Genomic DNA, 24,344 nt, shown 5'->3' with positions numbered 1-24,344 from the left:
GAACACCGCCCTTGAGCTGACAGTCCGCCAGGAACCGGGCATCACGCGACTACGCCGAAGCCCTGCCCCATGGTGGGGGAGCGGGTCCACCGGCATTCACCGGCTGCTCTCTCGTGAAGGAAGACGTACCGACGCGGCTCGCGAGAGCCGCTGCTTGACGAACCGAGCCCGCCAGCGGCTCACCGACCGCTCGCGCACCCCGAGCTCCGCCGCCACCTGCTTGTTCGTCCCGCCCTCCGCGCACCGCAGCACGATCCTCGCCCGCAGGGCCAGGAACTGCGCGGTCTTCGCCCGCCTCGCCCACCGCATCAGCTGAGCCCGTTCGTCATCACTGAGCACCAGCTCCAACTTGCGCCGGCCCGGCCGCGGCTCATCCGCAAGCCCGGCCATCCGCTGGTCAACGAACCGCGAGCGCCACTTCCTGACCGTTTCCGCGGTCACCTTGAACTCCGCCGCGACACGCGTATTCGGCTTCCCCTCCGCGCATGCCAAGACGATGCGTGCCCGCTCGGCAAGACAGGGCGCCACTGCCCCGCCCGCCCAGCGCAGCAACTGGCGCGCTCCTCATCGGACAGCACCACTTCGACGGCACGAGGACCCCGGGACATGAAAACAGGCTACAGACTTAAGCCCGCGATTTCCGGCGCATCAAAACTAGGTAGGGCCAGTGAGTAATGAGGCGCAATTATGAAGCCTGCGGACGAATGGCTGCAAATTTCATGTCACCCATAGAGGTAATTGTACGGATATGAGCGTATCGCGGTAAGGCTGCGTTGAGCGTATTTCATGTCGCGCGACAACTGCTTCTCTTCTGTTGAGTAATAGTTACTCAAGGCCAATTCGCCCCGCTTGCCCATTCTGATCAATGGTCAGGTTCCTTCCGGGTGCCAGACGAGGCCACAGAAGCGCCCCGCATCCGAAACTAATCTGATTTCCTCGTTTCCCGGGTTGGTTCCACGGTATGTAGGTATCGCTCAGGTACAAGGCATCAAGGGCATGGGGGATGAAGAAGATGGTCCAGCATCGATCGAGCGTTGAAAGTCAGTCTGTTTCAGAAGACAGAAACTTCAAGCGGCACGCTGTGTCTGGCACGAGTGAGAGGGTTGAATGTCGGCTTGTTCCACCGGGTGACCGATTCAATAGTGAGGTGCTTCCTGCCGGACAGGTTCGCCTCATGGGACGCGATGCAGACTTGACTCGCCTCTTGCGTCTGTTGACACAGCCTGACGGGCGCGCCGGCGTGATTATTGCTGGGTCCACCGGTATGGGAAAGACTCGACTAGCCATGGAGGCGTTGGCAACGCTCTCAGACCGTCATACGGTGATACGTTTGATGACCAATTGGCCCGACGGTGCTGTCCTTGAACGCCTATCCGCCACCTCGGCGGATCGCAAACGTGGTTCAGGTGTTATCAGTTTGTCGGCTATGCAAGTCATCAGGGAGATAGAAGGGTCGGGTGATAGCAGTAGGAAACTTTTATTGTTCGTCGACGACGCTGATCTTCTGGACTCAGCAACAGCTGCGTTTGTTTTCGAGCTTGCGGTGCAGTGCCGGATTCGTTTGCTGCTAGCGTTGAATACGCGAGGCGATGTTCCGGCCTTGATCACTAAACTGTGGAGAGACGAGCACGTTCACCGTATAGACCTCCGACCGTTAGACCCGCCCGCGGCGCGTCGTCTGGCCGTGGCGCTGCTTGGGCGGCAGTTGACCTACCCTACGGCTGCGCGCCTGGCGCAATTAGCAGATGGAAATCCGCTGCTCATGCGTGAACTGACGCGTGCGGCAGCGCAGGGGCATATGACGTCGTCACCGGCAGGACTATCACTTGCCGAAGAAATGCCGTTGCCTGCTCATTTTAGCGAGCTCATCATGCTGAAGATTAAACAGTTGATGCCGACGGAACGCGACGCACTGGAGCGGATGGTGTTGGCAGAGCCAGTCACCTTACATGCGCTCCAGCGCATTGCGGGCGAGGAATCTCTGCTACGTCTAGAGGGTTTGGAATTCGTACACGTCGAAGCAACGACGCCGCAGGATCCGTCACTGGCCTTGGTGCGTTCGTTTCATCCTCTAGTGGGTCACGTGATCCGACGCAGCATACCGGCCTTGCGCCGCCGTGCACATCTACAAATGTGGATCGCTATCCACGGCGAGGAAGGGGAGGCAAAGGCCAGCGTTACTGGCTGGCGTCTGGATGTCGGAGAGATCGTTGCCGAGGAGACACTGCTCCGCGCAGCCCAGAACGCTATCGAGGGTCATGACTTCCAGGCGGCTACCCGTTTCACGGCTGCAGCCTGGCACCACTATGCGACCGCGCGAGCTGCAGCGGCCCATGTCCTTTCATTGATTTCGGTTGCGGACTTCGACGCAGCAAACCAGGTATTGACTACAGTCGAAAGCCGGCATGTGGAGCTTCCACAAGAACTTATCGCTGCTCGCGTGCGTTGGTATGTGCTGCAGGGGCGTTTGAAAGAAGCGGAAAGCATCATCTGTCACCTGACGGGCCGCTTGCAGCGCCTGCATCTCGGTATGACAGCATATTGGCAAGGCAGCTACATGCGTGCCATGACGCTTTGCGGTCCACTGACGGATGACCTGAGCGATCCATATTGCATAGAAGCCTCGATCTTCCAGATGGCAGCGCTGGTGCATGCCGGGCGACCCGCAGATGCCCTTGATCTACATGCACGAGTCAGCGGTCAGGTGAGCAAGGCTGGCGCCTTCCACGCCGACTCGCTGGAGGAGATTTACGCCAATGCACTAGCTGACTCCGGACGCTTGGAGGAGGCAGCGGACGTCCTGACCCGCGCGTACGACAGGGCCATCGCCGAGCAACACGTCCGCATTGATGCCCAGCGCGCTCTGGCTCTAGGGGTAGTGATGCTGGGACGTGGCCGTCCGCAGCAAGCACTGAACCTTTTCGTATCTCACGCTGCTCATCCCGTGGGCTGGCAACTCTGGCAGATCCGCGCTCGGTTCTGGGAAACAATGGCCACTGCAACCCTTGGGCGCCCCCACGAGATGGTTCTCCCACCTGCACAGCCCAGCCCTTCTATGGCTTTCCATGCCATCGCGCGGGCGTGGGCAATGTTCTTGACAGGCGACCGGCATCAATCCGCCGCTCTACTGCTTGAAACCGCCGAAGCGTGCCGTTCACTTGGCGGTCACGCTGATGTAGCGGCTATCCTGCATGAGCTGGGCCGTCTCGGCCTGATTCAACGTGCTGCCACTGACTGGGACATTCCGTTGCAGGGCCCCTATTTGCAGGCTCGCCGTGACTATGCCCGGGCAATCGTCACTAACGACGTCGCCCTCATGCGGCGCGTCGGCGAAGCGTTCGTAGAGGCGGGAGCCGAACTCTTCGCAGCCGAAGCGTATGCTGAGCTCGCCCGGCTCTACCGCACGACCGCGCAACCCCGAGCCGCCACTGCGGCCACGCTGCGCGCACGCGCCCTCGCCGCTCGCTGCGAGGGCGCCGCAACCCCGCCTCTACTGTTACTGGAGTCCACCGAACCGCTTACGCTGCGGGAACGTGAAATCGTCCTACTGGTTGCTCAAGGGCTCAGCGACAAGGCGGTTGCAGAACGGTTAACCGTCTCCGTGCGGACTGTCGGTAACCACCTCTACCGCATCTACCGCAAGATGGGGGTAGTCAATCGCGGGGAACTGCAACGCATGGCTGCAGTACCACCGTCTGGCGCGCATCCGCGCAATCCGTACATGCATTGAGTCTTGTCAGTAATGGGTCACGACGGTGTGTGATCGTTCAGATGGTGTGGTCGTGTTCGATCTGGAGCAGGACGAGGGCTGCGGCGGTGATCTTCGTGATGCGGCTGGGGTCGAGGCTGACTCTGCGCAGGGCTTTGAAGGTGGTCTGGGAGGTGGCGCGCTCGCAGACGCCGTGGATGCCGCAGATGACCTTGTTGTACGTCTGCTGCGCCTCGGTCAGCTCGCCTGGGCGGGCTTCTTGTGCGGGTAGCGGAAGCCGCCGCCGACGTTCTCGTAGCCGAGGTCGACCAGGGTCGGCATGTCCAGCTCGGCAGCGATCCGGATGAGGGCCGTCGATCAGGCCGTGATGGCGGGCGCAGATGTCGTGCTCCCGGCCCGGGCGGACCGGTGAGGCCAGATCGGCCAGCCGTCCAGGGGTGGTGATGACCTGCACGTTCCCACCATGGTGTTTGTGTTTTCCGGACCACTACAGGTCTGCGCCGTTGGGGCCGGGGGCGGCCACACGGTCGGTGCGGATGACGGTGCCGTCGAGGTTCAGGTGCGTCAGCCCGGCCGCCTTCGCGCGCTCCAAAGCGGTCGCGAGGTTCGGTGTTCCGGCCGCCAGGACGGACAGCCCCTCGTGGAGGTAGCGGTAGGCGGTGGAGGCCGACACCCGGTTGTCGCAGGCGAGTTGGGAGAGGCGGGTGCCGTCGATGAACCAGCGCAGGATGAGCACCGCCTGACGGAAGCAGCCCAGCGCACGCCTGCCATTGCGGGTTCCGGCCGAGATGCGGTGATCGCGCAGCAGCCGGCCAGGTGCTCAGCGGTGGACCGCTTCACATCGAGCACGGCAGTGTATGTGACACTGATCGACACGTGAGGCCCCTCGGTCGGATCTTTCCTTCGCAAGATCGTTCCTATCAGGGGCCTTACGCCTGCCCGGACTGGGGGACCACACGGGCCGAAGCGCCACCATCGCAATCTCAGCGAGCGACGGGCGCTTACCGGGAAAGGCTCATTGAGGTCTTCTGATCTTGCGTCCGTCGAGTACGGGCTGACCTCTCGTGGTCGAGTGCCCCTGGATCGTCTCGAATCTGTACCGCCTAAAGGCTTTAGTAGGCACTCGAAGACGCGGAACGATGACAGAGTGCTCGGCTGCCGTTGAGTCACCATCTGAGTATCATTTGCTCAATACGGAAGGAAGCCCTGTTGCGGCAGACTTCATCTGGTGCTGCAGTTATTTCAGCCCGCCAAAAAAGGCATGCCCCCTCACCTAGGTGGCGTATATCACTAATGTGAAATACAGAGCATTACGTGCGTCGCGTGTCGATAATCCATAAATCGGTATCTCAGGGAAATTCTATGCCAACAAACATCTTCATTGACGTAGCCCGCTCGTTCAAGCAAATAATTTTTCTCAGCGCTGAACCAAAGATGATGTTCGGCAGTCCAAATGAACAAGATGTCACGAAGGGTGGAGTGCCGAAGTGGGAGGTCCAAGTCGTCGCCACATCTGAACAATTCGGCAGGCTTGAGAATGAGATAATCAGGGTTAGTATCATCTCGCATAGTCACCCGGGTGATGGAATGGAGGGCCCGCAACCCGTCGAACTCGTCGCCTTGCGTGTACGTGTTAATCCTGTAGAGCGGCGTACCGATAAGGGCGGAGCCGAGCGCATGGTGGGAGGCACTGTCACCTATCAGGCAGACGGATTGCGAATTGCGGCCATGCCGTGATCAGGTCATTGGCGTCTTCAGCTTGTCAGGTTCTGCGGGATCGACTGGGCGGAAAAACATCATGACGTCGCCCTGATTGACGAGGTCGGGAAGCTGCTCGCCAAGGCCCGCATCACAGGTGACGCGGCCGGCTATCGGAAACTGCTGGATCTGCTCGCCGAGCACGGGGACACCGAGCACGATCCGATACCGGTCGCCATCGAGACCTCCCGCGGTCTGCTCATCGCCATCCTGCGAACCGGCAAACGGAAGGTCTTCGCGATCAACCCGCTCGCCGCCTCCCGCTACCGCAACCGCCACGCTGTCTCCCGCAAGAAGTCCGACCCTGGCGATGCCCTGGTCCGGGCGAACATCCTGCGCACCGATATGCCCATGCACCGGCTACTGCCAGCCGACAGCGAACTCGCCCAGGCCATCGCGTCCTGGCTCGCGCTCAGCAGGACGCCGTCTGGAATCGCCAGCAGATCGCCAACCAGCTCCGATCACTGCTACTGCTGCGCGAGTACTATCCCGCCGCGCTGAACGCGTTCATCACCGGCCGCAAGGGCGGCCTCGCTCACCCCGAAGCCCGCGCCCTCCTAGCCATGGCGCCGACCCCCACGCTGGCCGCGAAGCTCACGAAGCCCCAGATCAGAGCAGCCCTCAAACGCGGTGGCCGACAGCGATACCCCGAGGCAGAGACCAAGCGCCTCCAGGATATTTTCCGGGCCGAGTACACCCACCAACGGCTTTGCGGCCGCCCGCCCGGGGCCCGGCGTCGCTCGCCGCCGTCGCGTCGGGCGGCGGGGTCCTGTTTCTGCAGCGTCTGCCAGTCGGCGGTCAGGGTCTCCGTCAGCTCGGTCAGGGCGGTGCAGGTCATACCGGTCAGCGCGGGATGTGACAGAGCTCCGCGGTCGAAGTCCGCCGTCGGCCCGGGCGTTGGTCCGGTGGGGCCTGCCGGGCAGGCGGGGTGGAGGTGCGCGGTGTAGTTCCATTCGCCGTGAAAGGCATGTCCGGTGACCGGCACTGCGTTCAGCTCGGCATCGCTGACCTTCACACCGATGGGATAGGCGCCGGTGTCGAGTTCCGCATGGACGGTGAGACCGGTGCGGGTGGTGGTCGCGGCGATGGACTGCACGACGACTTCGTGGCTGTTCAGCGGTCTGCCGCGCCAGTTCATGGTGATCGCGGAGAACAGTCGATGCTCCATGTCGGCGTACTCTCGCTTCGGGCCGGGCCGGTACGTTTGAACGTCCCCAGGTGTTAGGCCACTTCGTTCTCCCGCTCGATGGCCTGGAGGCGGTTCTTGAGCCGGTAGCTCGGGCCGTTGATCGCGATCACTTCGCAGTGGTGGAGGAGCCGGTCGAGGATCGCGGTGGCGAGGACCTCGTCGCCGAACACCTGTCCCCATTCGCTGAAGGTCTTGTTGGAGGTCAGGATGATGGAGCCCTTCTCGTAACGCTTGGAGATGACCTGAAAGACCAGGTTCGCCTCGGCCCGTTCGAGGGGCTGGTAGCCCACCTCATCGATCACAAGGACGCTCGGCCGCAGGTAGGTGCCGAGTTTGTTGACCAGCCGTCCGGCCGACTCGGCAGCCTTCAGATTGCGGACCATGTCGTCGAGACTGGTGAAGTAGATCGAGTAGCCGGCCCGGCAGGCCGCGACAGCGAGAGCGACAGCGATATGCGTCTTGCCCACTCCCGGTGGCCCCAGCAGCGCGGCGTTCGCCTTGCCGTCGACGAAGGAGAGGCTGGCGAGGTCTTTGACCTTGCGCGGGTCGAGCTCGGGCTGGAACGAGAAGTCGTATTCGTCCAGCGTCTTGTGGTGTGGCAGCTTGGACAGTCGCAGGCCCTGGCGGAAGCGGCGGTCGTCGCGGACGGCGAGCTCTTCGGAAAGGACCAGGTCGAGGAAGTCGAGGTAGCCCATCTTCGCCTCGTCGGCTCGGCGGGTGTACTCGTTGATGGTCTCCGCCAGGTGGGGCAGGCCGAGCTTGCCGGCCGTGGTGCGGATGCGGTTGCCGGTCAGCTCGCTCAAGACGACTCCTTCGTCGGGGAGTTGGTGGTGAAGGGCCGGGTGCCGGTCAGTTCGTCATAGACCGACAGCGGCCGCCGCCCGACCTCGATCTGGGTTGCAGCGGCCCGGTTCAACAGGGCCTGCAAGGGCCCGATGCGACCCGCCGCGGGGAACTCGCTCTGCGGTGGTGGCGGCTCGTCGCCCGTCGTAGTGCGGCGGTTCTTGCCGGTTGGCAGGCCGTCCCAGTGCTCATCCTGCTTGACAACCACGCCGCGGCCGACCGCCCGCGGATGGCTGGACAGCAACGTCTCGCCGCTGGCATCGGGGACGGTCGTGTGCAGCATGACCTGGGATTTCGTCGCTCTGATCTCCACCAGCTGACGCGGGCGGACCTTGCGGGCGGGCACCGAGTAGAGGTTCCCGCCGAACGCGACCAGACAGTCCTTGCCCACCGGCCGCAGATGCCGCTCGGCCACCAGATAGGGCGAGGACGGCAACGGCTTCAGGGCGGCGTGATCCCGGGCGGCCCGGTGTCCGATGACCTCGTGGTGGGTGGCGTGGGTGCGGGCGCGTCGCTGCGGCACCCACGCCAAGAACGCGGCATCCAACTCCTCGAGCGAGGAGAACGCCCGCCCGGCCAGCACGTGATCACGCACGATCAACACCTGGCGTTCGACCCGACCCTTCCCGGTGGGCCGGTAGGCGGCCAGCACGTCGATGTCGAAGTCGTAGTGGCCGGCGAAGCCGACCGCTTCCGGATGCAGCGGAACCGCCTCACCGGGAGCGACGTGCCGGCGCACGACGGTCTTGGTCCGGTCGTAGACGATCGACATCGGCACCCCGCCGAAGTGCGCAAATGCCCGCCGGTGGCAGTCGAAGAAGGTCTGCAGGTCCTGGCTCGTGGTGAAGCAGCAGAACGGATCGCGCGAGTACGACAGCACCATATGGAACGAGTAGACCTTCGGGATTCCCAGGTGGGCGAGGATCTTGCCTTCATCGCCCCAGTCGACCTGAGCCTGGGCCCCGGGAACCACCTCGAAGCGGCGGTGCATACCCGCCAACTCCCGCGGCTCGATCCCCAGTTCACCCGCGATCCGCGGCCGGGCCTCCTGCAGATAGAGCTTGACCCGCTGGTAGTTGATCGTCGAGCCGTACTCCTTCACCAGGCGTTCGTGCACCACAGCACCCTTGATGAGGATCTCTGCCCGCAGCATCGCGTCGATCAACGGGGCGACCTCGTCGACCGCCTTCTTCCGGGGCCGGCCGTTCGACGTCCGCCTCGGCGGCACCGACGCCGCCGTGCTCGACAGATACTTGCGGACCGTCTTGCGGTCCAGCCCAGTCTCCTTGGCCACCTCGGTCAGACTGACCGCCCCTGACTCGACCAGAGCACGGAACCGCCGCAGTTCCAGCCAGCGCTGCGGGTCCAAAACCACCGCGTCACCACCCTCCGCCACCCTTCACCGGACGAGCAGAAGAGTGCCGGGCACCACGATTCACCGCACCATCAAGCGTCCCTTTTCACTCGTACGCGACCGGGGACGATCGTGTGTACGCCGACACCTGCGCAGGCGTCGCCGTGCAACCAGACGTCCGAACTGGCGAATCGTCCGCTACGCGGACGATTTCGTCGTGCTGACCGACGGCGAACGCGACGACGTCGAGGCGCTGCGCGAGGACATCGCCGAGGTGTTGCAACCGCTCGGTCTTCGCCTCTCTGAGGCCAAGACGCAGGTGGTGCACATGGCGGACGGGTTCGACTTCCTTGGGTTCCGCATCCAGTGGCGCCGCAAGCGGGGAACGGACAAGTGGCACGTCTACACCTTCATCGCTGACCGGCCCATCCGGCAGCTGAAGGACAAGATCCGCGCCCTGACGAACAGAACGTCGCAGCAGAACCCCAGGGACGTGCTGATCAGGCTCAACCAGATCATGCGCGGCTGGGCCAACTACTTCAAGCACGCGGTCTGCAAAGCCACCCTGAGTTCCCTGGCCAGTTTCACCTGGCACCGGGTGATCAGCTGGTGGATGGCACTGCACCGCTGGAAGTGGAAGGACGTCCGCCGACGCCTCACCGACCACACCGGACGGTGGCAAAGGCCCTCGGCAGACGGGATCGAACTGTTCGACCTCCAAGCGGTGGCGGTCACTCGCTACCGCTACAGGGGCAACACGATCCCCGACCCCTGGACCCGCCCCAACCACGCCTGAACGGCAGAGTCCGTGGAGAGCCCGGTACTCGGAGACGGGTACGCAGGGTTCGGCGAGCGGCACGGAGAAACGGACCGGTGGCAACACCGGCACCGCGCTCCGTGCCGACTCAACAGGCACCCCGCCCCCGCAGCCGGCGGGGGTTTCCTCCGCCATGTCCGTGGTCACCCGGACCGCTCGCCGGTATCCGTCTGGGCCTGGCGGACCCACTTGCGCAGGCTCCCCGCGCCCACGTCCAGCTTCGGCGCGATCGCCCTGCAGGCCTCCCACACTGACGGATACTCCGCCAGATGCTCCACGACCAGACGAACCGCCCGCTCACGCACTTCCTTCGGGTACTGCCTCGGCATAGACGCGATCTTCCCTCGTAAGCAAGTCTCCACCGAACCCGGCCCGGTTCACCCACCACCCTGGCCGCCCTCTCCCATGAACGGTGGGAGATCGAGACCGCACTGGACGAGCTGAAGACTCACCAGCGCGGGCCGGCCCAGGCCCCGCGCTATCGGCGGGCGATGATGCCGGCCCCGGCCGTGGAAACCGGGTGTCGGTAATCGCCCAACTAGACGATCAAGTCCTATGTCTGGGGCGGTGTCCGGGCATGCGGACGGAGTGTCCAAGATCGTTCTGTGACGAATGACATGGACACCCTGCTGACGGCACTTTACGTGAAGATCGACGACGAGACCGGGGACGTGCGGTGGATGGGCCGGCCGCCGCAGCTGACGGATCCGGAACTGGTGTGCCTGGCCGTTGCGCAAGCGATGCTGGGGTTCACCTCGGAGGCCCGGTGGCTGCGGTTCATCAATGTCCGTCTCAGGGCGATGTTCCCTTACGTACCGCAGCAGTCCGGGTAGAACAAGCGGCTTCGGGCCGCGTTACCGCTGGTCAAGCGCACCATACGGAATGCGGCCGGTCCAGACCGACGGTGAAGCGCTCGGACCTGGCCGGCTGGGCCGGATACGGGTACTGCGCCTCGCACTCGAGGTCCTTCTGGGGCCTGCGCCTGTACCTGGTGTGCACCCCGACCCGGATGCCGATCCTGTGGGCCCTGGCCAAACCGAAACTCGACGAACGGGAAGTCCTCCAGGCCATGCTCGACCTCCGCAGACCTGGTTGCCGACCGGCCCGGCCTGCTGCTGATCTCCGACAAGGGCTTCGCCTCCAAAGAGTTCGAGAACGACCTCGCCATGCGCGGCATCGAGTTCCTGCGCCCGTCGTTCAAACGGGAGAAGAGACGCAAGGGCGAGAGCCTGCTGAAATCGGTACGGCAGCTGATCGATTCGGTCAACGACACTCCCAAGGGCCAGCTTGACCTGGAACAACACGGCGGACGGACCTTCGAGGGCGTCGCCGTCCGCGTCGCCCAGCGCGTCCTCGCCCTGGCGAGCGCGATCTGGCACAACCACAAGACCGGCTTCCCGCTCACCCGATCACTCATCGCATACGACCACTGACCACATAGGACTTGATCGTCTAGTGCAGGCCGACGAGGACACCGTCCGGGACGTGGCTCGAAATCGTCCAGATCCCTCTCGACCTGCTGGCCTGGATGCCCATGCTCGCCCTGCCTAGCCAGGCCCGCCTCTGGGAGCCCCGCCGCGTGCGGTTGCGCCTGTTCTCCGCGGCTGGGCAACCCCCTACGAAGAACCCAGTCCAGACCGGAGCAGTGGAACCCGGCGGCCACCCGAGACGACACAGGTCCTCGGCCTGCCCGTCAGCTACAGAAGCGAAACGGTCCACCGACTCCGTTGGCGGACCGTCAAGAAAGATGAGGCTAGTAGACTGTCGCGACTAAGTGTCTTCCTGGTTGGTGGAGTTGGCCGAGCGAGCGTCACTTGTCGCTTCCGTTCGGCCGGGCAGGGGTGCCGTGTCCTCGCAGAAGAAGTATCCGGTCGCGTTGTGTGCCGAAGATCGTCGGGCTTTGGAGCGCGTGACGACGACGGGGTCCGCAGCGCGTCGATGATCAGGCGGGCGCGGGTGCTGCTCGCGTTGGACACCTCGGCCGGCGCGGTCGCTCCGCGGGTGGTGATCGCGGACCGGGTCGGGGTCTCGTGCGATACGGTCCGCCTGATCTCGAAGCGGTACGCGGAGACCGGTGGTGATGTGTGGGCCACGGTCGGCCGGAAGGCACGCGCACTCCCGCCGGTACCCTCCGCAGTGACCGGCGAGGTCGAGGCGCGGTTGATCGCACTGGCCTGCTCGACGCCGCCCAAGGGACACGCCAGGTGGTCGCTGCGCCTGCTGGAGAAGCACGTCGCGCTGGTCGAGGACATCCCGGACCTGGACCACTCCACGATCGGCCGGGTGTTCAAAAAACGGAATTGCGTCCTCATGTGAAGAAGTGCTGGACCATCCCGCCGGCTGCGAATGCGGCTTTCGCCGCGGCGATGGAGGACGTCCTGGCGGTCTACCGCCGACCCTTCGATCCGGCGCGCCCGGTGGTGTGCATGGATGAGAAGCCGTACCAGCTGCTCGGTCACGTCCGCGATCCGCTTCCCGCACGGCCGGGCCGTGACCGGCGCGAGGACAACGAGTACGTCCGCTCGGGGACCTGCTCGATCTTCTGCTGGGTCGAGCCGCTGCGCGGATGGCGGCGCGTGGACGCGCAGTCCCGCCGGACCAGGGTCGACTGGGCGCACCAGGTCGAGCACCTGCTGACCGTGGACTACCCCGACGCCGCCACGGTCGTGCTGGTCATGGACAACCTCAACACCCACACCACAGCCTCGCTCTATGAGGCGTTCGACCCGGCGAGGGCCTTCGCGCTCGCCCAGCGCCTGGAGATCCACCACACACCCAAACACGGTTCCTGGCTCAACATCGCCGAGATCGAGTTGTCCGCACTCACCCGCCAGTGCCTGGACCGCCGCATCCACGACCTCGCCGTGCTCAACACCGAACTCGCCGCCTGGCAGCAGTACACCAACAGCAACCAGCGCCAAGTCGACTGGCACTTCACCACCGACGACGCACGCGTGAAACTGCGCCACCTCTACCCAACAACACAGAGAAATTAAGGCGCGACAGTCTACTAGTGCCGCATCAGGCAACGTTCGCCCTGCCGTGATGCAGCGCTCGGTTGCTGCGTCGGGCGGCATCGGACGGCCAGAATGATGACGTGGCTGAACGGGTGCAGGTCCGGGAGATTGATGACGACGAGGGCAGGCGGCTGCTGCGGATCATCCGCAGGGGCACCGGTTCGGTGGTGACCTGGCGGCGGGCCCAGATGGTGCTGTTATCCGCTCAGAGCATGCCTGTGGCGAAGATCGCCGAGGTGACGTTCACCAGCCCGGACCGGGTCCGGGATGTGATCCACAACTTCAACGCGGACGGCTTCGAGGCGCTCTACCCGAAGTACAAGGGCGGCAGGCCCAGAACCTTCACCCTCCCGGAACGCCGGGAGATCAAGAAGATCACCAAGTCCAAGCCGGCCGAGCACGGCCTGCCGTTCTCGACCTGGAGCCTGGCCAAACTGGCCGACTTCCTGGTCGCTGAGGGGGTGGTCGACGACATCAGCCACGAGGGCCTTCGGGTCCTGCTCCGAGAGGAGGGCGTCTCGTTTCAACGCGTGAAGACCTGGAAGGCCTCCCGCGACCCGGACTACGAGGCCAAGAAGGCCCGCGTCGAGCATCTATACGCGATCGCCGACGGCGAGGTCATACCCGAGGACGGCGAGCCCGAAGTCGTCTTCTGCATGGACGAGTTCGGACCGCTCAACCTGCAGCCCCACCCCGGCCGGCAGTGGGCCGAACGCGGCGGCCGGCACAAGGACCCCGACCGCGGGCCCCGCCCTCGGCGCCGGGCGACCTACACCCGCCCGCACGGGGTCCGCCACCTGTTCGCCGCCTACGACCTGGCCAAGGACCAGCTCTACGGGCACGTCAAGAAGACCAAGAACAGGTCGAAGTTCCTGGAGTTCTGCCGCTATCTGCGCTCGCTGCATCCCACGGACGTGCGCATTGCGATCGTCTGTGACTGTGAGACTGGTGGGGTTCCGCACGGGTCGTGGCCTGACCCGGTCTGTGACTGACCACGGTGTCTCGTAGATTGATCTGTCGGTCACGGCCCGTGCGGTGCTCGCTGCCGCCGGCCCGGTGGGTGTGTCCCGATAGGGGCCTTCGCGACAGGCACCCTCACAGTCCTGACCGCCCGAACGGTCCGGCGGTGGCCATCCGTTTCGAAGCGATCGAGAGAGACGAATGACCGCCCTCAGCATGCCGCACAACAGCAGCAGCACGCAGCCGCCCGCCCACTCCGCGGGTGGTGCTCGGCGTGGACACTCATAAGGACGTGCATGTTGCGGCTGTCGTCAGCGTTCTTGGGGCCCTCCTGGGAACGCACGACTTCCCCGCCACGGCAGAGGGCTACGACGAACTCCTGTCCTGGGCAGGCAGGTTGGGGACCGTTGAGTAGGCCGGTGTGGAGGGGACCGGCTCGTACGGTGCCGGGCTGGCCCGGCACCTAGCGGCTGAGGGCATAGAGGTCATCGAGGTCAACCGGCCGGACCGCGCGGCGCGACGACGCTCGGGCAAGACCGACGCGGTCGACGCCGAAGCAGCAGCCAGGGCCGTCCTGGGCGGCCGTGCCACCAGCACCCCGAAGAGCAAGAACGGGCCGGTGGAGGATCTTCGCGTCCTGAAGGTCGTCAAGGATTCCGCGGTCCGCAACAGGACTCAGGCCATCAACCAGCTCAAAGCGCTCCTGGTCAGCGCACCATCACGGCTGCGCGAGTCCCTCGCCGGGCTCTCGAATCCAAGGCTCTTCACGGCCTGCGCCGCCCTCGATCCCCAAGCCAGCGCAATACACCAAGCCTTGCATGTGCTGGCCCACCGCATCAAACAGCTGACCGCCGAGGCCACCACCCTCACCCGCCGGATCACTGCCATCATCCAGGCCCACAACCCACAGCTGATTCAGCTGACCGGAGTCGGCCCGGACAGCGCGGCCATCCTGCTCATAGCCGCAGGTGATAACCATGACCGTCTCCGCGACGAGGCATCCTTCGCCGCCCTGTGTGGAGTCAGTCCCGTCGAACGCTCCTCCGGTAAGAGCCAGCGCCGTCGCCTGAACCGCGGGGGCAACCGGCAGGCCAACGCAGCCCTCTACCGCAGAGTCCTCTCCCGCCTGCGCTGGGAGGAACGCTCCCGCGCCTACCTGCAGCGACGGACCGCGGAAGGCAAGACAAAGCGCGAAGTCATCCGCTGCCTAAAGAGGTACGTCGCCCGCGAGATCCACCGTGCCATCACCTCTGCTCCACTGCCACTTCCACCCACCCTGGCGGCTTGACGAACCATAGGGGCATCAACTACTCCCCGCACCTGACGACGAAGCGCTGCCAGCGGGTCGCGACGTGGGCGGCGGCGAACAACGTGAAGATCGCCTACACCCCGACCAACAGCTCCTGGCTCAACCGGATCGAGGCCCAGTTCACCGCCCTGCGCTACTTCGCACTGGACGGCACCGACCATGCCAGCCACAAAGAGCAGGGAAGCATGATCCGCCGCTACATCATCTGGCGGAACAAGCACGCCCCCGACGAACGCCTCCGCGAGGTCGTGAACAGGGCGAACGTTGCCTGATCCAGCACTAGTAGGGCTTGGTCAGGTCCGTATCGGTGTGGGTATGTCGCGGTGGCAGGTGGGGCAAGCACCGGTCCAGGCGGCGAGAAGTGTCTGGAGTTCTCGGACGACTTGGTAGAGGTTCAGACTTGCGCCGCGTCTTTTGGGTCTCGTGCCAGTCGTTGCAGGGTGCAGAAGGCGTGGGCGGCGGAGACGAGGGTGACGTGGTGGTGCCAGCCGCCCCAGGTGCGGCCTTCGAAGTGGGCCAGTCCCAGGGCCTGTTTCATCTCGCGGTAGTCGTGCTCGATGCGCCAGCGGAGCTTGGCCAGCCTCACCAGGGGCGCCAGTGGCATGCCGGAGGGCAGGCTGGAGAGCCAGAACTGCACGGGTTCGGGTTCGGTGGCCGGCCATTCGGCCAGCAGCCAGCGTTCGGGCAGTTCAGGACCGTCGGTGGCCTGGCGGACGCCGCGTCCGGCCGGGCGGATGCGCAGAGCCACGAACCGCGAGTAGATGCGTTTGAAGCCGCTGATTCCTTTGCCCGGGCGGGAGCCTTCCCGCCAGGACACCGGCCTCGTGGCCGTCCTCCCGGCCGCGATGACCAGGTCTTTCACGGTCTGCGCAGGCTCGGGATACTGCATTCTCGGTGGCCGGCCGGTTCCCGCATAGGCGGGCTGGACGGGCCGGGCGTCGGCCGGATGGGCGGTGTGGCGGGAGGAAATGCCCACCGCATAGGGCAGGTTGCGTTCTTCCAGACCGTGGCGGAAGGCGGCGGCGTCCCCGTATCCGGCGTCCGCGACGACCAGGGGGATGTCGATGCCCCACGACCGGCTCTCGTCGATCATGTCCAGGGCCAGCTGCCACTTCTCGACATGCCCCACCCGGTCGGGGATGCCGCAGCGACTGCGGCGGGCGACCTTGTCCGGGTCCGCCTCCGGCGAGTCGGGATCCCAGGACGCGGGCAGGAACAGCCGCCAGTTCACCGCCGCCGAGGCCCTCTCGCGCGCCAGATGCAGCGAAACCCCCACCTGGCACTTGGTGACCTTGCCCGCGGTGCCGGTGTACTGCCGTGACACACACGCCGAGGCATCCCCGTCCTTCAAAAAGCCGGTGTCATCGACGATCAATGCCTCTGGACCGATCGCCTCGTGCATCCGCCAGGCCAGCCGGGCCCGCACATGCGCCGGATCCCACGGACTGGAGGTGATGAAATGCGCCAGCGCCTGACGATTACCGTCCTCACCCAGTCGGGCCGCCATCGGCTCCACCGACTTACGCCGCCCGTCCAGCAACAATCCGCGCACGTACGCCTGCCCCCACCGCCGCTGATCCGCACGGAAGAACCCGTCGAACAACTCCGCCGCGAACGCCTCCAGGTCCTCCCGGACCGAGGCCATCTCCTCAGGTGCCACACCACCTCAACGACCCTCACGGACCAGCGGACACGCCACCCACGAGTGAAGCTGACCAAGCTCTACTAGGTACCCGTAGCACGCAAAACAACATGCCGGATCTCTTCCAACCAGCCCAGAACTGCTGCTCAGATCGGAACATCGACGAGTCGCTGGCCTGAAAGAGTACGAACTTCGAAGCTTTTCAGTGCGCTTGGAGTGAGATCCGTCGAGGCCATCAAGGTGAGCGGATCAGGATCATCGTGGATCCCGTTCGTAGGAGCGGATACCTGCCACGCGCCGATCGAGTGGGCGCGCCCCTCGGTGTCGATGGCCATTAGGGTGCAGCGTTCGGGACCTTCAACACCAGTGATCCGGAGAGTAATAGAGGTACCCCAACTGCGGGCTTGCAGGCCCACTGCAGCGCGCACGCCGGTAGCTGCATCGGCTGCGGTGTGTTGTTGTCCGGCGAGTGCAGGTGCTGAACCATGGGCGGCAGGAGGCCTGCTAGCTGGTTCAGATGTGAGAGAAAGACTGAAGGCGGCGATAGCGGATGCTGCGGCCGCCACGATCACCAGACACCGCCGCCGCGTGCGGCGCCTGTCCGCTGCCGTTGTCTCCAAAAGATTCTGCAGCATTCTGGGGCCAGCCGTCGCGGCGGCGAGCGGCAATTGTCGCTCGCCGAGTGACCTGATGGGACCTCGGTGGGGGGTAGCTGCATCAGTGAACTCACTGCTGATTGGGTGACCGAGGATGCTCAGGCGCTGTGCAGCTGGGCCCAATTGCTCGGCCTCTTCTGTACATCTAGGACAGCAGGCCAGGTGCGCTTCGAATGCATCACTGTCGGCGCCTTCCAAGACTCCCAGGACGTAGGCGGCCACATCCTGATGTCGCTTAGGTGTTGCAGTCATCGCCCTGGCCCCTCCTTCTGGTCTCGTTCCTGCAGCGCCAAGCGCATGGCGTGCGACGCGTAATAGATACGGGATTTCAGCGTGCTTGCCGGCACTCCGAGGTGAGCGGAGGCCTGAGCGATGGTGCGTCCTTTAAGATACGTCTCCACCAAGGCCTCTCGGTGAAACGGACTGAGTGTGTCAAGCGCGTCGGAGACCGTCATGGTTTCCAGTGCCTGACTCATCTCATCCGGTCCGGGCAGTACTTCTAGCGCGGAAGCATCGGTTTCACGAGGCCGGGCCGTCCGCGCGCGATGCGCGTCGATGACGAGTCGGCGAGCCACCGTGATCAGCCACGGCCTTATGCTCGCAGATTCCATAGCGCAAAGTCGCTCGGCGTGCTTCCATGCACGCAAGAGTGTTTCCTGTACCACATCCTCAGCCAGTTGCCGGTCCCCGCCCGTCAGGCCTGCGATGAATCGGAATAGAGCCGTACCATGTTCCCGGTACAGACCTTCCACCAGCGCTCCATCCTGCGCAGGGAGCTGATCAATCCGATTAGTGCTCGTATTCATTTGATTCGCTCTGTGATCCTTTGTGGCTGATTTGTGCACTCCTCTATAGGAGCATCTCCATTCCGCTGGCGCGGATCCCAACTGGCAGTAGTTCAGCCGGGTTACCTTGCATGTGGCTACGGGTACTGGATAGGACTCATCTTGAAATAGCTGCCTCACCGATCGGTCTATTCGCTGCAAGGATTCGTCGGAATGTGTCCTGACACTTAACATTCGCATGTAGACTCCACAGGTTCCGCCGCATGCGCCTCGCCCGGTCCGGTATTGCCATGGGGTCGGGTTGATACGTCCCCTCGCTCGTGCCTTGGCCGGCGCCGGAATTGCACTTGGCGTACAACCGTCATAGATGGAAAAGTGCGTCAGCATGAAGGTGAGCTTCATTCCATCCGACTTTCCTGAACCAAAGCGCGCCGTCAAGGCGGCCAGGAGGACTCGGAAGGTGGTGGCACCGACCTATCTCAATTTACTTACTACCCGTAGCCACGAACGCAACATTGAATGTAAACGGTGGGGCGGTGCATTGACTTACGCACAGCTCGTGAATGACCTGACGGTCAGGGCAAGCTGGTTCTCGCACAATTTCACGGAGAATCACGCCGGGGCCCATGTTTTCGCGTGGAGGTCAGATCGCAAGCGATCCGCACGAACACGCGTTCAGGAGGTGTCTGCGCCGGCCCGGATACTGGTTTACCTGAGACTGAATCGAATCGGCTACCGTGACAGCCGCAGTTAATCGTTCAATCCGAGACGTCCAAGACCATGCGCCCTGCATGACTGCATACCGCACTGAATGCTTGCATAGCACCGTTTTCGTCCCGAGTAAGGACCAGCCCCATTGCATTCAGAACCGTTCCACCACCTTTCGGTATTGATCAACCGGAAGCAAGGATGATCCCCGTCGGGGGTCATCACCTTTTCGCACATCAGGTTTTACGAACTTGGTACCGTTACTGCAGGCGCAGCATCGCCCCGCCTGTTCCAGCAGCACTCACGAATGCAACATTCACTCGGCGCCGGGAAGGCAAGCCTTTCGTCTCGTCCTGGCCCGAGGAAGGCATCAGCGCTCCTCCGCTCACATGGGCTCCATTCAGTCGCCCTTTGCGTGTCGGCGTGGTCCCATTTCACCCATAATCTTACCCTGTCAACCGGCAGAGCGCGGAGTATTCGATACTCATTTCCTTGCATCGGGATAGGACTCCGGCGAGACATTCGGCCACGTGGGACGCCAGGGCGATTGCAAAAGCCTTTGATCGCGGGTGCAGGTCGGTTGAGGTCGAGGAGGGACAGTGGCCGCTCGTAGAGGCGGAGGGCTGCGGGGCGGAGTCCGGCGGTGTTGGTGTGGTGTCGAGGGGTGGTTGATGGCGAAGCTGCGGAGGGTAGCCATGTTTTCCGGGCTGTGCCCGGTGCGGATCGTGGAGGCGTCCTCGCGGAAGGCGATGTCCCGGACGAAGTGGAGCCTGTTTTCGGTCACCCAGTGTGCCCCAAGATCGTTGCGATTTGTTCGGGGGAGGCCTGACGGCTGGTCAGGTCGGTGATGACGTAGACGGGCGGTCGCGGTATGGGCACCGAGCCGGGCTAGGACATCCTGCGGGGCCTCGGCCGCCCACCGGCTGACCGTCACGAAACTCGTCGCATCAATCACCACGGCGGAGCAGGCGATCAGCAGCACTGCCGCAAAGGGGTGACGCTTCCCGCGCCGGCACCGCGGATCGGCCAGTGCCCGCAGCCGCTCGGCCAGCGGGCCGATCGCACAGTGCCGACGGCTGGGCGACTTGACCAGACCGACGGTGGCAGACTGGCGGCACATCGGAGCAGTGATGATGGTGCCGTGGTCCTCCGCCGGGTCTGACCCACATCGAAGCTGACGCCCAAGGGCTGTCATGTCGGAGAACTGTCGACTCGCTGCGGAGGGCTACCACGCACACAGCCGATCGGGCGCTCGTGACCTGATAGCGCCTCTGTGTGTCAAGCGGCTTGAGCGAGGTGGTTCCGTTGGTCGCGTTTCATGATCCGGTAGACCACGTTGGACAGGCGTCGCTTGAGAGCCCTGCGGGCCTCCGAAGGCGTCTTCCCCTCACTGATTTTGCAGAGGTAGTAGTCCTGCCCGCGCCCGCCGTCGCGGATCTGGCAGACGGCGATGGTGTGCAGCACCGAGTTCAGCGCGCGGTTTCCGCCGGTGTTGAGCCGGTGCCGTTCGTTGTTGCCGCTGGAGGCATCCAGGGGTGCGCTGCCGGTGTAGCTGGCGAAGTGGTGCTCGGTGGGGAACCGGCTGATGTCCCCGATGTGGCCGAGGATCTTCGCGGCCAGTACGGTGCCCAGGCCCGGCAGGGTGGTCAGCGTGGTGCTGATCGCAGCGATGGTCTCGCGCATCTCGGCTTCGTTGTCCTTGACCTGCCGGTCCAGTCTGCGCAGGTCGCCCAGGAGGTCACGGGCTATGTCCCGGCGGCAGTTGTCGGTGGCCGTGACCGGCCGGATGCCCTTCATCAAGGCGGCAGCCTTGTCGGCCGACAGGCCGTTGGGTGCTCCGCCGGGCAGGAGATCGCGCAAGACGGCGTGGAGTCGGTTGAGGACGCGGGTGCGCTCGTGGACCAGGTCGTCCCGCCGCTCGGTCAGCAGCCGCAGGATCGTGGTCTGGTCTTCCTGGACCACGGGGCGCAGGTCATGGCGGAAGAGGGCGACCTGGGAGACGTGGAGGGCGTCCTTGGCATCGGTCTTGCGGTCGGCGCCGGTGGCCAGCAGCCGGGCCCGGGCCGACAGCGTGGACGGCACGTCGACCACGTTCTCGCCCGCGGCCGCCAGTTGCTGGGCGAGCGAGTGGCCCAGGCCGCCGGCGCCCTCGACCGCGAAACGACGGTCAGGCCACTGCTCGCACCAGCGCATCAGCTGGCGGAAGGTTCCGGCGTTGACGACGAACCGGCGCTGGGCCACCTGGTGGCCTGCTGTGTCGACGGCGACGGCGGTGTGGGACGACTTGTGGGGATCGACACCGATCAGAGTCTCAGGCTGCTGCCCCCGCACTCGATGAGACAGGAAGGGGAGTGCGGTGGGCACCCTGACTTGAAGTCACTGCGTCGCCTTCATGCCTCTGTCGAGCCACACCGCGCGGGTGTCAGCCAGCGGCGGCACGCTATCAGTGAGCCAACCCGAGAGCGGCAAGGAGCACTGCGGGCCCGTGCCGACCGACACCCTGGACGCTACGGCTGCAGACCGAGCATCTGGGGCCGATTGAACAAGTCAGCGGTCCAGCGCACCGTCGGTGCGCGCCGGGGGCGTGGTAAATCCTGTGGCGCGCGCTGGGGTGCTTCCGTCTGCCTCTGACGCGGGCTGATACCGCTGCGGGACGCTGGTGGGGTTCGTTCCGGCCGAAACCGAATGCTCTGTGATGCCGGTGAGCTCGCAGGTCAGCGTGGTGCTGGGGGCCGTCCACGGGAACCGTGGAGTGTTGCTGCGAGCACGTGCGTCAGAATTCCTGATTCACCTTGGTCCCCCCGGAACGGCGTACCACTCGGCCGTTGAGGGAGGGACAGGGACGTGGATGTGCTGCACGAGCGCTGCGCCGGTGTGGACATCAGCAAGAAGGATGCCAAGGCGTGTGTCCGCACCCCGAGTACCAAGCGGCGGGGGGCCTTCGCGACCGAGACCACGACGTGGGGTTCGACGACGAACGCGGTGCTCGCCCTGCGCGATCACCTGCTCGCCGCCGAGGTCACCCTGGTCGTGATCGAGGCGACGTCGGACTACTGGAAGCTCTTCTACTACCTTCTGGCCGGGGAGTTGAACGTGATCCTGGTCAACGCGCGGCAGGTCAAGAACCTGCCCGGCCGCAAGACGGACGTCTCGGATGCGGCCTGGCTGGCCCAGCTCGGTGCGCATGGCCTGGTGCGGGCCTCGTTCGTGCCGCCCCAGCCGGTGCGCGAGCTGCGAGACCTGACCCGGGCTCGCACCCAGATGACCCGCGAGCGCGGCCAGATCGTGCAGCGGCTGGAGAAGCTGCTGGAGGACACCGGGATCAAGCTGTCCGCGGTCGCCTCCGACATCATGGGGGTCTCTGGCCGGGCCATGCTCGAAGCCCTCATCGGCGGGGAACGCGGCCCGCAGGTCCTCGCGGAGCTGGCCAAACGCAAGCTCCGCAACAAGATCCCCGAGCTGACCGAGGCGCTGACCGGACGCTTCCGCAGCCACCATGCCTTCCTGGCCCGGCTGCACCTGGACCACTACGACCAGCTCACCGACGCGATCCGGCAGCTGGACGAGCGGATCGAGGGGGCGATGGCTCCTTTCGTCCCTCGCTCGACCTCCTCGACACCATCCCCGGGATCAACCGGGCCGTCGCCGAGGTGATCATCGCGGAGACCGGCGGGGACATGAGCCGGTTCGCCTCCGCCAGGCACCTCGCGTCCTGGGCCGGCGTCTGCCCAGGCCACCACGAGTCCGCCGGCCGAACCAAGAGCACCAAAGTCCGACCCGGCATCCCTATCTCAAAGGCGCCCTCGGACTCGCCGCACTCGGCGCGGTGAGAACCAAGGACACCTACCTGCAGGCCCGTTACAAGCGGCTCACCGCCCGCCGCGGCCCGATGCGAGCCTTGGTCGCCGTCGAGCACTCGATCATCACCGCGATCTGGCACATGCTCACCGACAACGTCACCTACCACGAGCTCGGCGGCACCTACTTCGCCCAGCGCGACCCCGAACGCGCCACCCGCCGCGCGATCAGTGCGCTCAATCAGCTCGGCTACACCGTCACCCTCAACCCGCTGGAAGGCGCGGCCTGACCGACCCGCACCCAGACACCCGGCGAGCGCCACAGCCACCGGGCACCCAGCCCTGCCTACCCCCACCCTGACCTGCTGCTATTTACGCGTCAGGAGCTTGGGCTAGAAGCCCCCCGTCACTGCTCTGTCCGCCGCCCGACCGGCGTGTGCTGCCCCTCTTCGCAACCCGGAAGGACAGCACTTCCATCATCGCTGATCAGCGCCCGGACGTCTTGGGAGGCGTGGACACCCACGCCGACACCCACCACGCCGCCGTCGTCGACCCCATCGGCCGGCACCTGGGCGACGCTCCGTTCCCGACCACGAGCGACGGCTATCGCGCCCTGCTGGCCTGGCTTCGCTCCTTCGGGACCGTGCTCGCCGTTGGTGTCTAGGGCACCGGATTCCTACGGCACCCAGCTCGCACGCGTCCTGACCGCTTCCGGCCTGCAAGTGTTCGACATCAACCGGCCTGACCGGCGCATGCGCCGCCAGCTGGGCAAGTCCGATCCCATCGACGCCTATGCCGCCGCCGAGGCGGTCGCCTCCGGACGCGCGGGCGTCATCCCCAAAAGCCACACCGGTGCCGCCGGGGGGCTTGCGGGTCCTGTACAACGCCCGCGCCTAGGCCATGAAGGCTCGCACGCAGGCCGTCAACCAGATCCGCAGCCTCCTGGTCACCGCGCCCGACACCTTGCGCGGCCAACTGCGCGTCTGGCGGCAGCAGACCTGATCAGTATGTGCGCCAGGCTCCGGCCGACACCGGACCTGGCCGACCCGACCGCCGCCAAGTTCACCCTGCGACGCCTTGCCCGCCGCTACCAGGACCTCGGGCGTGAAATCAGCGAATACGACGCCGAGTGGACCGCACTGACGGCTCAGGCCGCGCCGATGCTGCTGGCCGTCAACGGCGTCGGCCCCGAGACCGCCGCCCGCCTCCTGGCTGCAGTCGGCGACAACCCCGAGCGACTGCGCTCCGAGGCAGCCTTCGCCCATGTGTGCGGCGCCGCACCTCTGCCGGCCTCCTCCGGCCGCCGGGACCGCCACCGGCTGAACCGGGGAGGCAACCGGTCAGCCAACGCGGCCCTCTACCGCATCGCGGCCGTCCGCATGCAGCACGACCGGCGCACCCGCGAGTACGTGGCCCGACGCACTGCGCAGGGACTGCAGAAGAAGGACATCATCCGCTGCCTCCAAGCGCTACAAAGCCCGCGAGATCTTCAGGGCCTTGACCTGTACAAACATCGCGAAGGCCGACCAACCTTGCACAGGCCGCTTGACAGGAGATAGGAGCTTCTCCCTCGCGTGACGGCGACTTGGCAAGCCACCTCCACAACGGAGCTTCGTTGCGTCCGGTCGCGCACCCGACCAGCATCGTCACACCGCCGCAACCTGCACACGTGGGGACCACCGCGACTTTGCAATCGCCTTGCGTGGGACGCTTCCGGCGGAAGACCTGGTGAGGGGAGGGAGCGAGCGAAGAGCATCTCGGCGATGGTGTGCCGTGTTTGCACAGAAGGCCACCGCACAG

Annotated in this window: 19 protein-coding genes and 6 pseudogenes; 13 read left to right on the top strand and 12 right to left on the bottom strand. The window is 65.0% G+C overall.

The features are described 5' to 3' along the window. Positions 1-96 precede the first annotated feature (96 nt). Positions 97-552 (bottom strand): helix-turn-helix domain-containing protein, encoded by a 456-nt coding sequence (locus OG985_RS03345; protein ID WP_371666728.1) that lies wholly within the window; start codon positions 550-552, stop codon positions 97-99. Between the two features lie 622 nt (positions 553-1,174). Here OG985_RS03345 and OG985_RS03340 point away from each other — a divergent pair. After that, a complete protein-coding gene (locus OG985_RS03340) occupies positions 1,175-3,730 on the top strand; it encodes a LuxR C-terminal-related transcriptional regulator (protein WP_371666727.1) in 2,556 nt (851 codons plus the stop codon). Positions 3,731-3,767: 37 nt separating this feature from the next. Here the strand turns inward: OG985_RS03340 and OG985_RS03335 are convergent, their stop codons facing one another. Continuing rightward, the gene (locus tag OG985_RS03335) at positions 3,768-4,163 is read right to left on the bottom strand and encodes a transposase family protein (RefSeq protein WP_371666726.1); all 396 of its coding nucleotides are present in this window, start codon (positions 4,161-4,163) and stop codon (positions 3,768-3,770) included. Positions 4,164-4,196: 33 nt separating this feature from the next. Continuing rightward, on the bottom strand, positions 4,197-4,445 hold the full coding sequence (locus OG985_RS03330; protein WP_371666725.1) for a hypothetical protein: 249 nt from the start codon (positions 4,443-4,445) through the stop codon (positions 4,197-4,199). Positions 4,446-5,071: 626 nt separating this feature from the next. Between OG985_RS03330 and OG985_RS03325 the strand changes: the two genes are divergently transcribed. Further along, the gene (locus tag OG985_RS03325; RefSeq protein WP_371666724.1) at positions 5,072-5,446 is read left to right on the top strand and encodes a hypothetical protein; all 375 of its coding nucleotides are present in this window, start codon (positions 5,072-5,074) and stop codon (positions 5,444-5,446) included. A 39-nt stretch (positions 5,447-5,485) separates the two neighbouring features. Next, positions 5,486-6,171, top strand: a pseudogene (locus tag OG985_RS03320) (IS110 family transposase); the annotation flags it as partial. A 14-nt stretch (positions 6,172-6,185) separates the two neighbouring features. On the opposite strand, the pseudogene OG985_RS03315 reads toward OG985_RS03320, so the two are convergent. From OG985_RS03315 to istA, 3 genes and pseudogenes are all read right to left on the bottom strand, one after another. Further along, positions 6,186-6,635, bottom strand: a pseudogene (locus OG985_RS03315) (ISAzo13 family transposase); the annotation flags it as partial. A gap of 53 nt (positions 6,636-6,688) precedes the next feature. Beyond that, on the bottom strand, positions 6,689-7,459 hold the full coding sequence (gene istB / locus OG985_RS03310) for an IS21-like element helper ATPase IstB (RefSeq protein WP_189845846.1): 771 nt from the start codon (positions 7,457-7,459) through the stop codon (positions 6,689-6,691). Further along, a complete protein-coding gene (gene istA, locus OG985_RS03305; RefSeq protein ID WP_331719138.1) occupies positions 7,456-8,874 on the bottom strand; it encodes an IS21 family transposase in 1,419 nt (472 codons plus the stop codon). The genes istB and istA overlap by 4 nt, the downstream gene beginning before the upstream one ends. 43 nt (positions 8,875-8,917) lie before the next feature. Here istA and OG985_RS03300 point away from each other — a divergent pair, with 43 nt between their 5' ends. Then, positions 8,918-9,649 carry a group II intron maturase-specific domain-containing protein gene (locus OG985_RS03300; RefSeq protein ID WP_371666723.1) on the top strand — a complete coding sequence of 244 codons (732 nt, stop codon included), beginning with the start codon at positions 8,918-8,920 and terminating at the stop codon, positions 9,647-9,649. Between the two features lie 164 nt (positions 9,650-9,813). On the opposite strand, the gene OG985_RS03295 is transcribed toward OG985_RS03300, so the two are convergent. Continuing rightward, the gene (locus OG985_RS03295; protein WP_371666722.1) at positions 9,814-9,999 is read right to left on the bottom strand and encodes a transposase; all 186 of its coding nucleotides are present in this window, start codon (positions 9,997-9,999) and stop codon (positions 9,814-9,816) included. A gap of 276 nt (positions 10,000-10,275) precedes the next feature. On the opposite strand from OG985_RS03295, the pseudogene OG985_RS03290 reads away from it, so the two are divergent. The 6 genes and pseudogenes from OG985_RS03290 to OG985_RS03265 form a co-directional block, all read left to right on the top strand. Next, a pseudogene (locus OG985_RS03290) lies at positions 10,276-11,103 on the top strand (IS982 family transposase). A 505-nt stretch (positions 11,104-11,608) separates the two neighbouring features. Next, positions 11,609-11,986, top strand: a complete 378-nt coding sequence (locus OG985_RS03285; protein WP_371666721.1) for a helix-turn-helix domain-containing protein — start codon at positions 11,609-11,611, stop codon at positions 11,984-11,986. Further along, a complete protein-coding gene (locus tag OG985_RS03280; RefSeq protein WP_371666720.1) occupies positions 11,875-12,666 on the top strand; it encodes an IS630 family transposase in 792 nt (263 codons plus the stop codon). Before OG985_RS03285 ends, OG985_RS03280 begins: the two co-directional genes overlap by 112 nt. Positions 12,667-12,767: 101 nt before the next feature. Next, positions 12,768-13,625, top strand: a pseudogene (locus OG985_RS03275) (IS630 family transposase); the annotation flags it as partial. A 443-nt stretch (positions 13,626-14,068) separates the two neighbouring features. Beyond that, positions 14,069-14,935 carry an IS110 family transposase gene (locus OG985_RS03270; protein ID WP_371666719.1) on the top strand — a complete coding sequence of 289 codons (867 nt, stop codon included), beginning with the start codon at positions 14,069-14,071 and terminating at the stop codon, positions 14,933-14,935. Positions 14,936-14,952: 17 nt separating this feature from the next. Beyond that, positions 14,953-15,228 (top strand): annotated as a pseudogene (locus tag OG985_RS03265) (transposase); the annotation flags it as partial. A 122-nt stretch (positions 15,229-15,350) separates the two neighbouring features. On the opposite strand, the gene OG985_RS03260 reads toward OG985_RS03265, so the two are convergent. The 5 genes from OG985_RS03260 to OG985_RS03240 form a co-directional block, all read right to left on the bottom strand. After that, entirely contained in the window at positions 15,351-16,601 is a 1,251-nt protein-coding gene (locus OG985_RS03260) for an IS701 family transposase (RefSeq protein ID WP_371674244.1), read from the bottom strand. 143 nt (positions 16,602-16,744) lie between these two features. Beyond that, the gene (locus tag OG985_RS03255) at positions 16,745-17,506 is read right to left on the bottom strand and encodes an anti-sigma factor (RefSeq protein WP_371666718.1); all 762 of its coding nucleotides are present in this window, start codon (positions 17,504-17,506) and stop codon (positions 16,745-16,747) included. Next, entirely contained in the window at positions 17,503-18,060 is a 558-nt protein-coding gene (locus OG985_RS03250; RefSeq protein WP_371666717.1) for a sigma-70 family RNA polymerase sigma factor, read from the bottom strand. The genes OG985_RS03255 and OG985_RS03250 overlap by 4 nt, the downstream gene beginning before the upstream one ends. Before the next feature lie 1,171 nt (positions 18,061-19,231). After that, on the bottom strand, positions 19,232-19,867 hold the full coding sequence (locus tag OG985_RS03245) for a transposase family protein (protein WP_371666716.1): 636 nt from the start codon (positions 19,865-19,867) through the stop codon (positions 19,232-19,234). Positions 19,868-20,025: 158 nt separating this feature from the next. Then, a complete protein-coding gene (locus tag OG985_RS03240; protein ID WP_371666715.1) occupies positions 20,026-21,111 on the bottom strand; it encodes an IS110 family transposase in 1,086 nt (361 codons plus the stop codon). A gap of 480 nt (positions 21,112-21,591) precedes the next feature. Between OG985_RS03240 and OG985_RS03235 the strand changes: the two are divergent. The 3 genes and pseudogenes from OG985_RS03235 to OG985_RS03225 all read left to right on the top strand — a co-directional run bounded on the left by OG985_RS03235 (position 21,592) and on the right by OG985_RS03225 (position 24,103). After that, positions 21,592-22,834: pseudogene (locus OG985_RS03235) on the top strand (IS110 family transposase). Positions 22,835-23,055: 221 nt separating this feature from the next. Beyond that, positions 23,056-23,208: a transposase gene (locus tag OG985_RS03230; RefSeq protein ID WP_371666713.1), complete on the top strand. Its 153-nt coding sequence runs from the start codon at positions 23,056-23,058 to the stop codon at positions 23,206-23,208. A 58-nt stretch (positions 23,209-23,266) separates the two neighbouring features. Next, on the top strand, positions 23,267-24,103 hold the full coding sequence (locus tag OG985_RS03225; RefSeq protein WP_371666712.1) for a transposase: 837 nt from the start codon (positions 23,267-23,269) through the stop codon (positions 24,101-24,103). Positions 24,104-24,344 lie beyond the last annotated feature (241 nt).

It is taken from the genome of Streptomyces sp. NBC_00289 (genome assembly GCF_041435115.1).
Lineage (GTDB): Bacteria > Actinomycetota > Actinomycetes > Streptomycetales > Streptomycetaceae > Streptomyces.
This window is presented reverse-complemented; position numbering and strand designations above follow the sequence as displayed.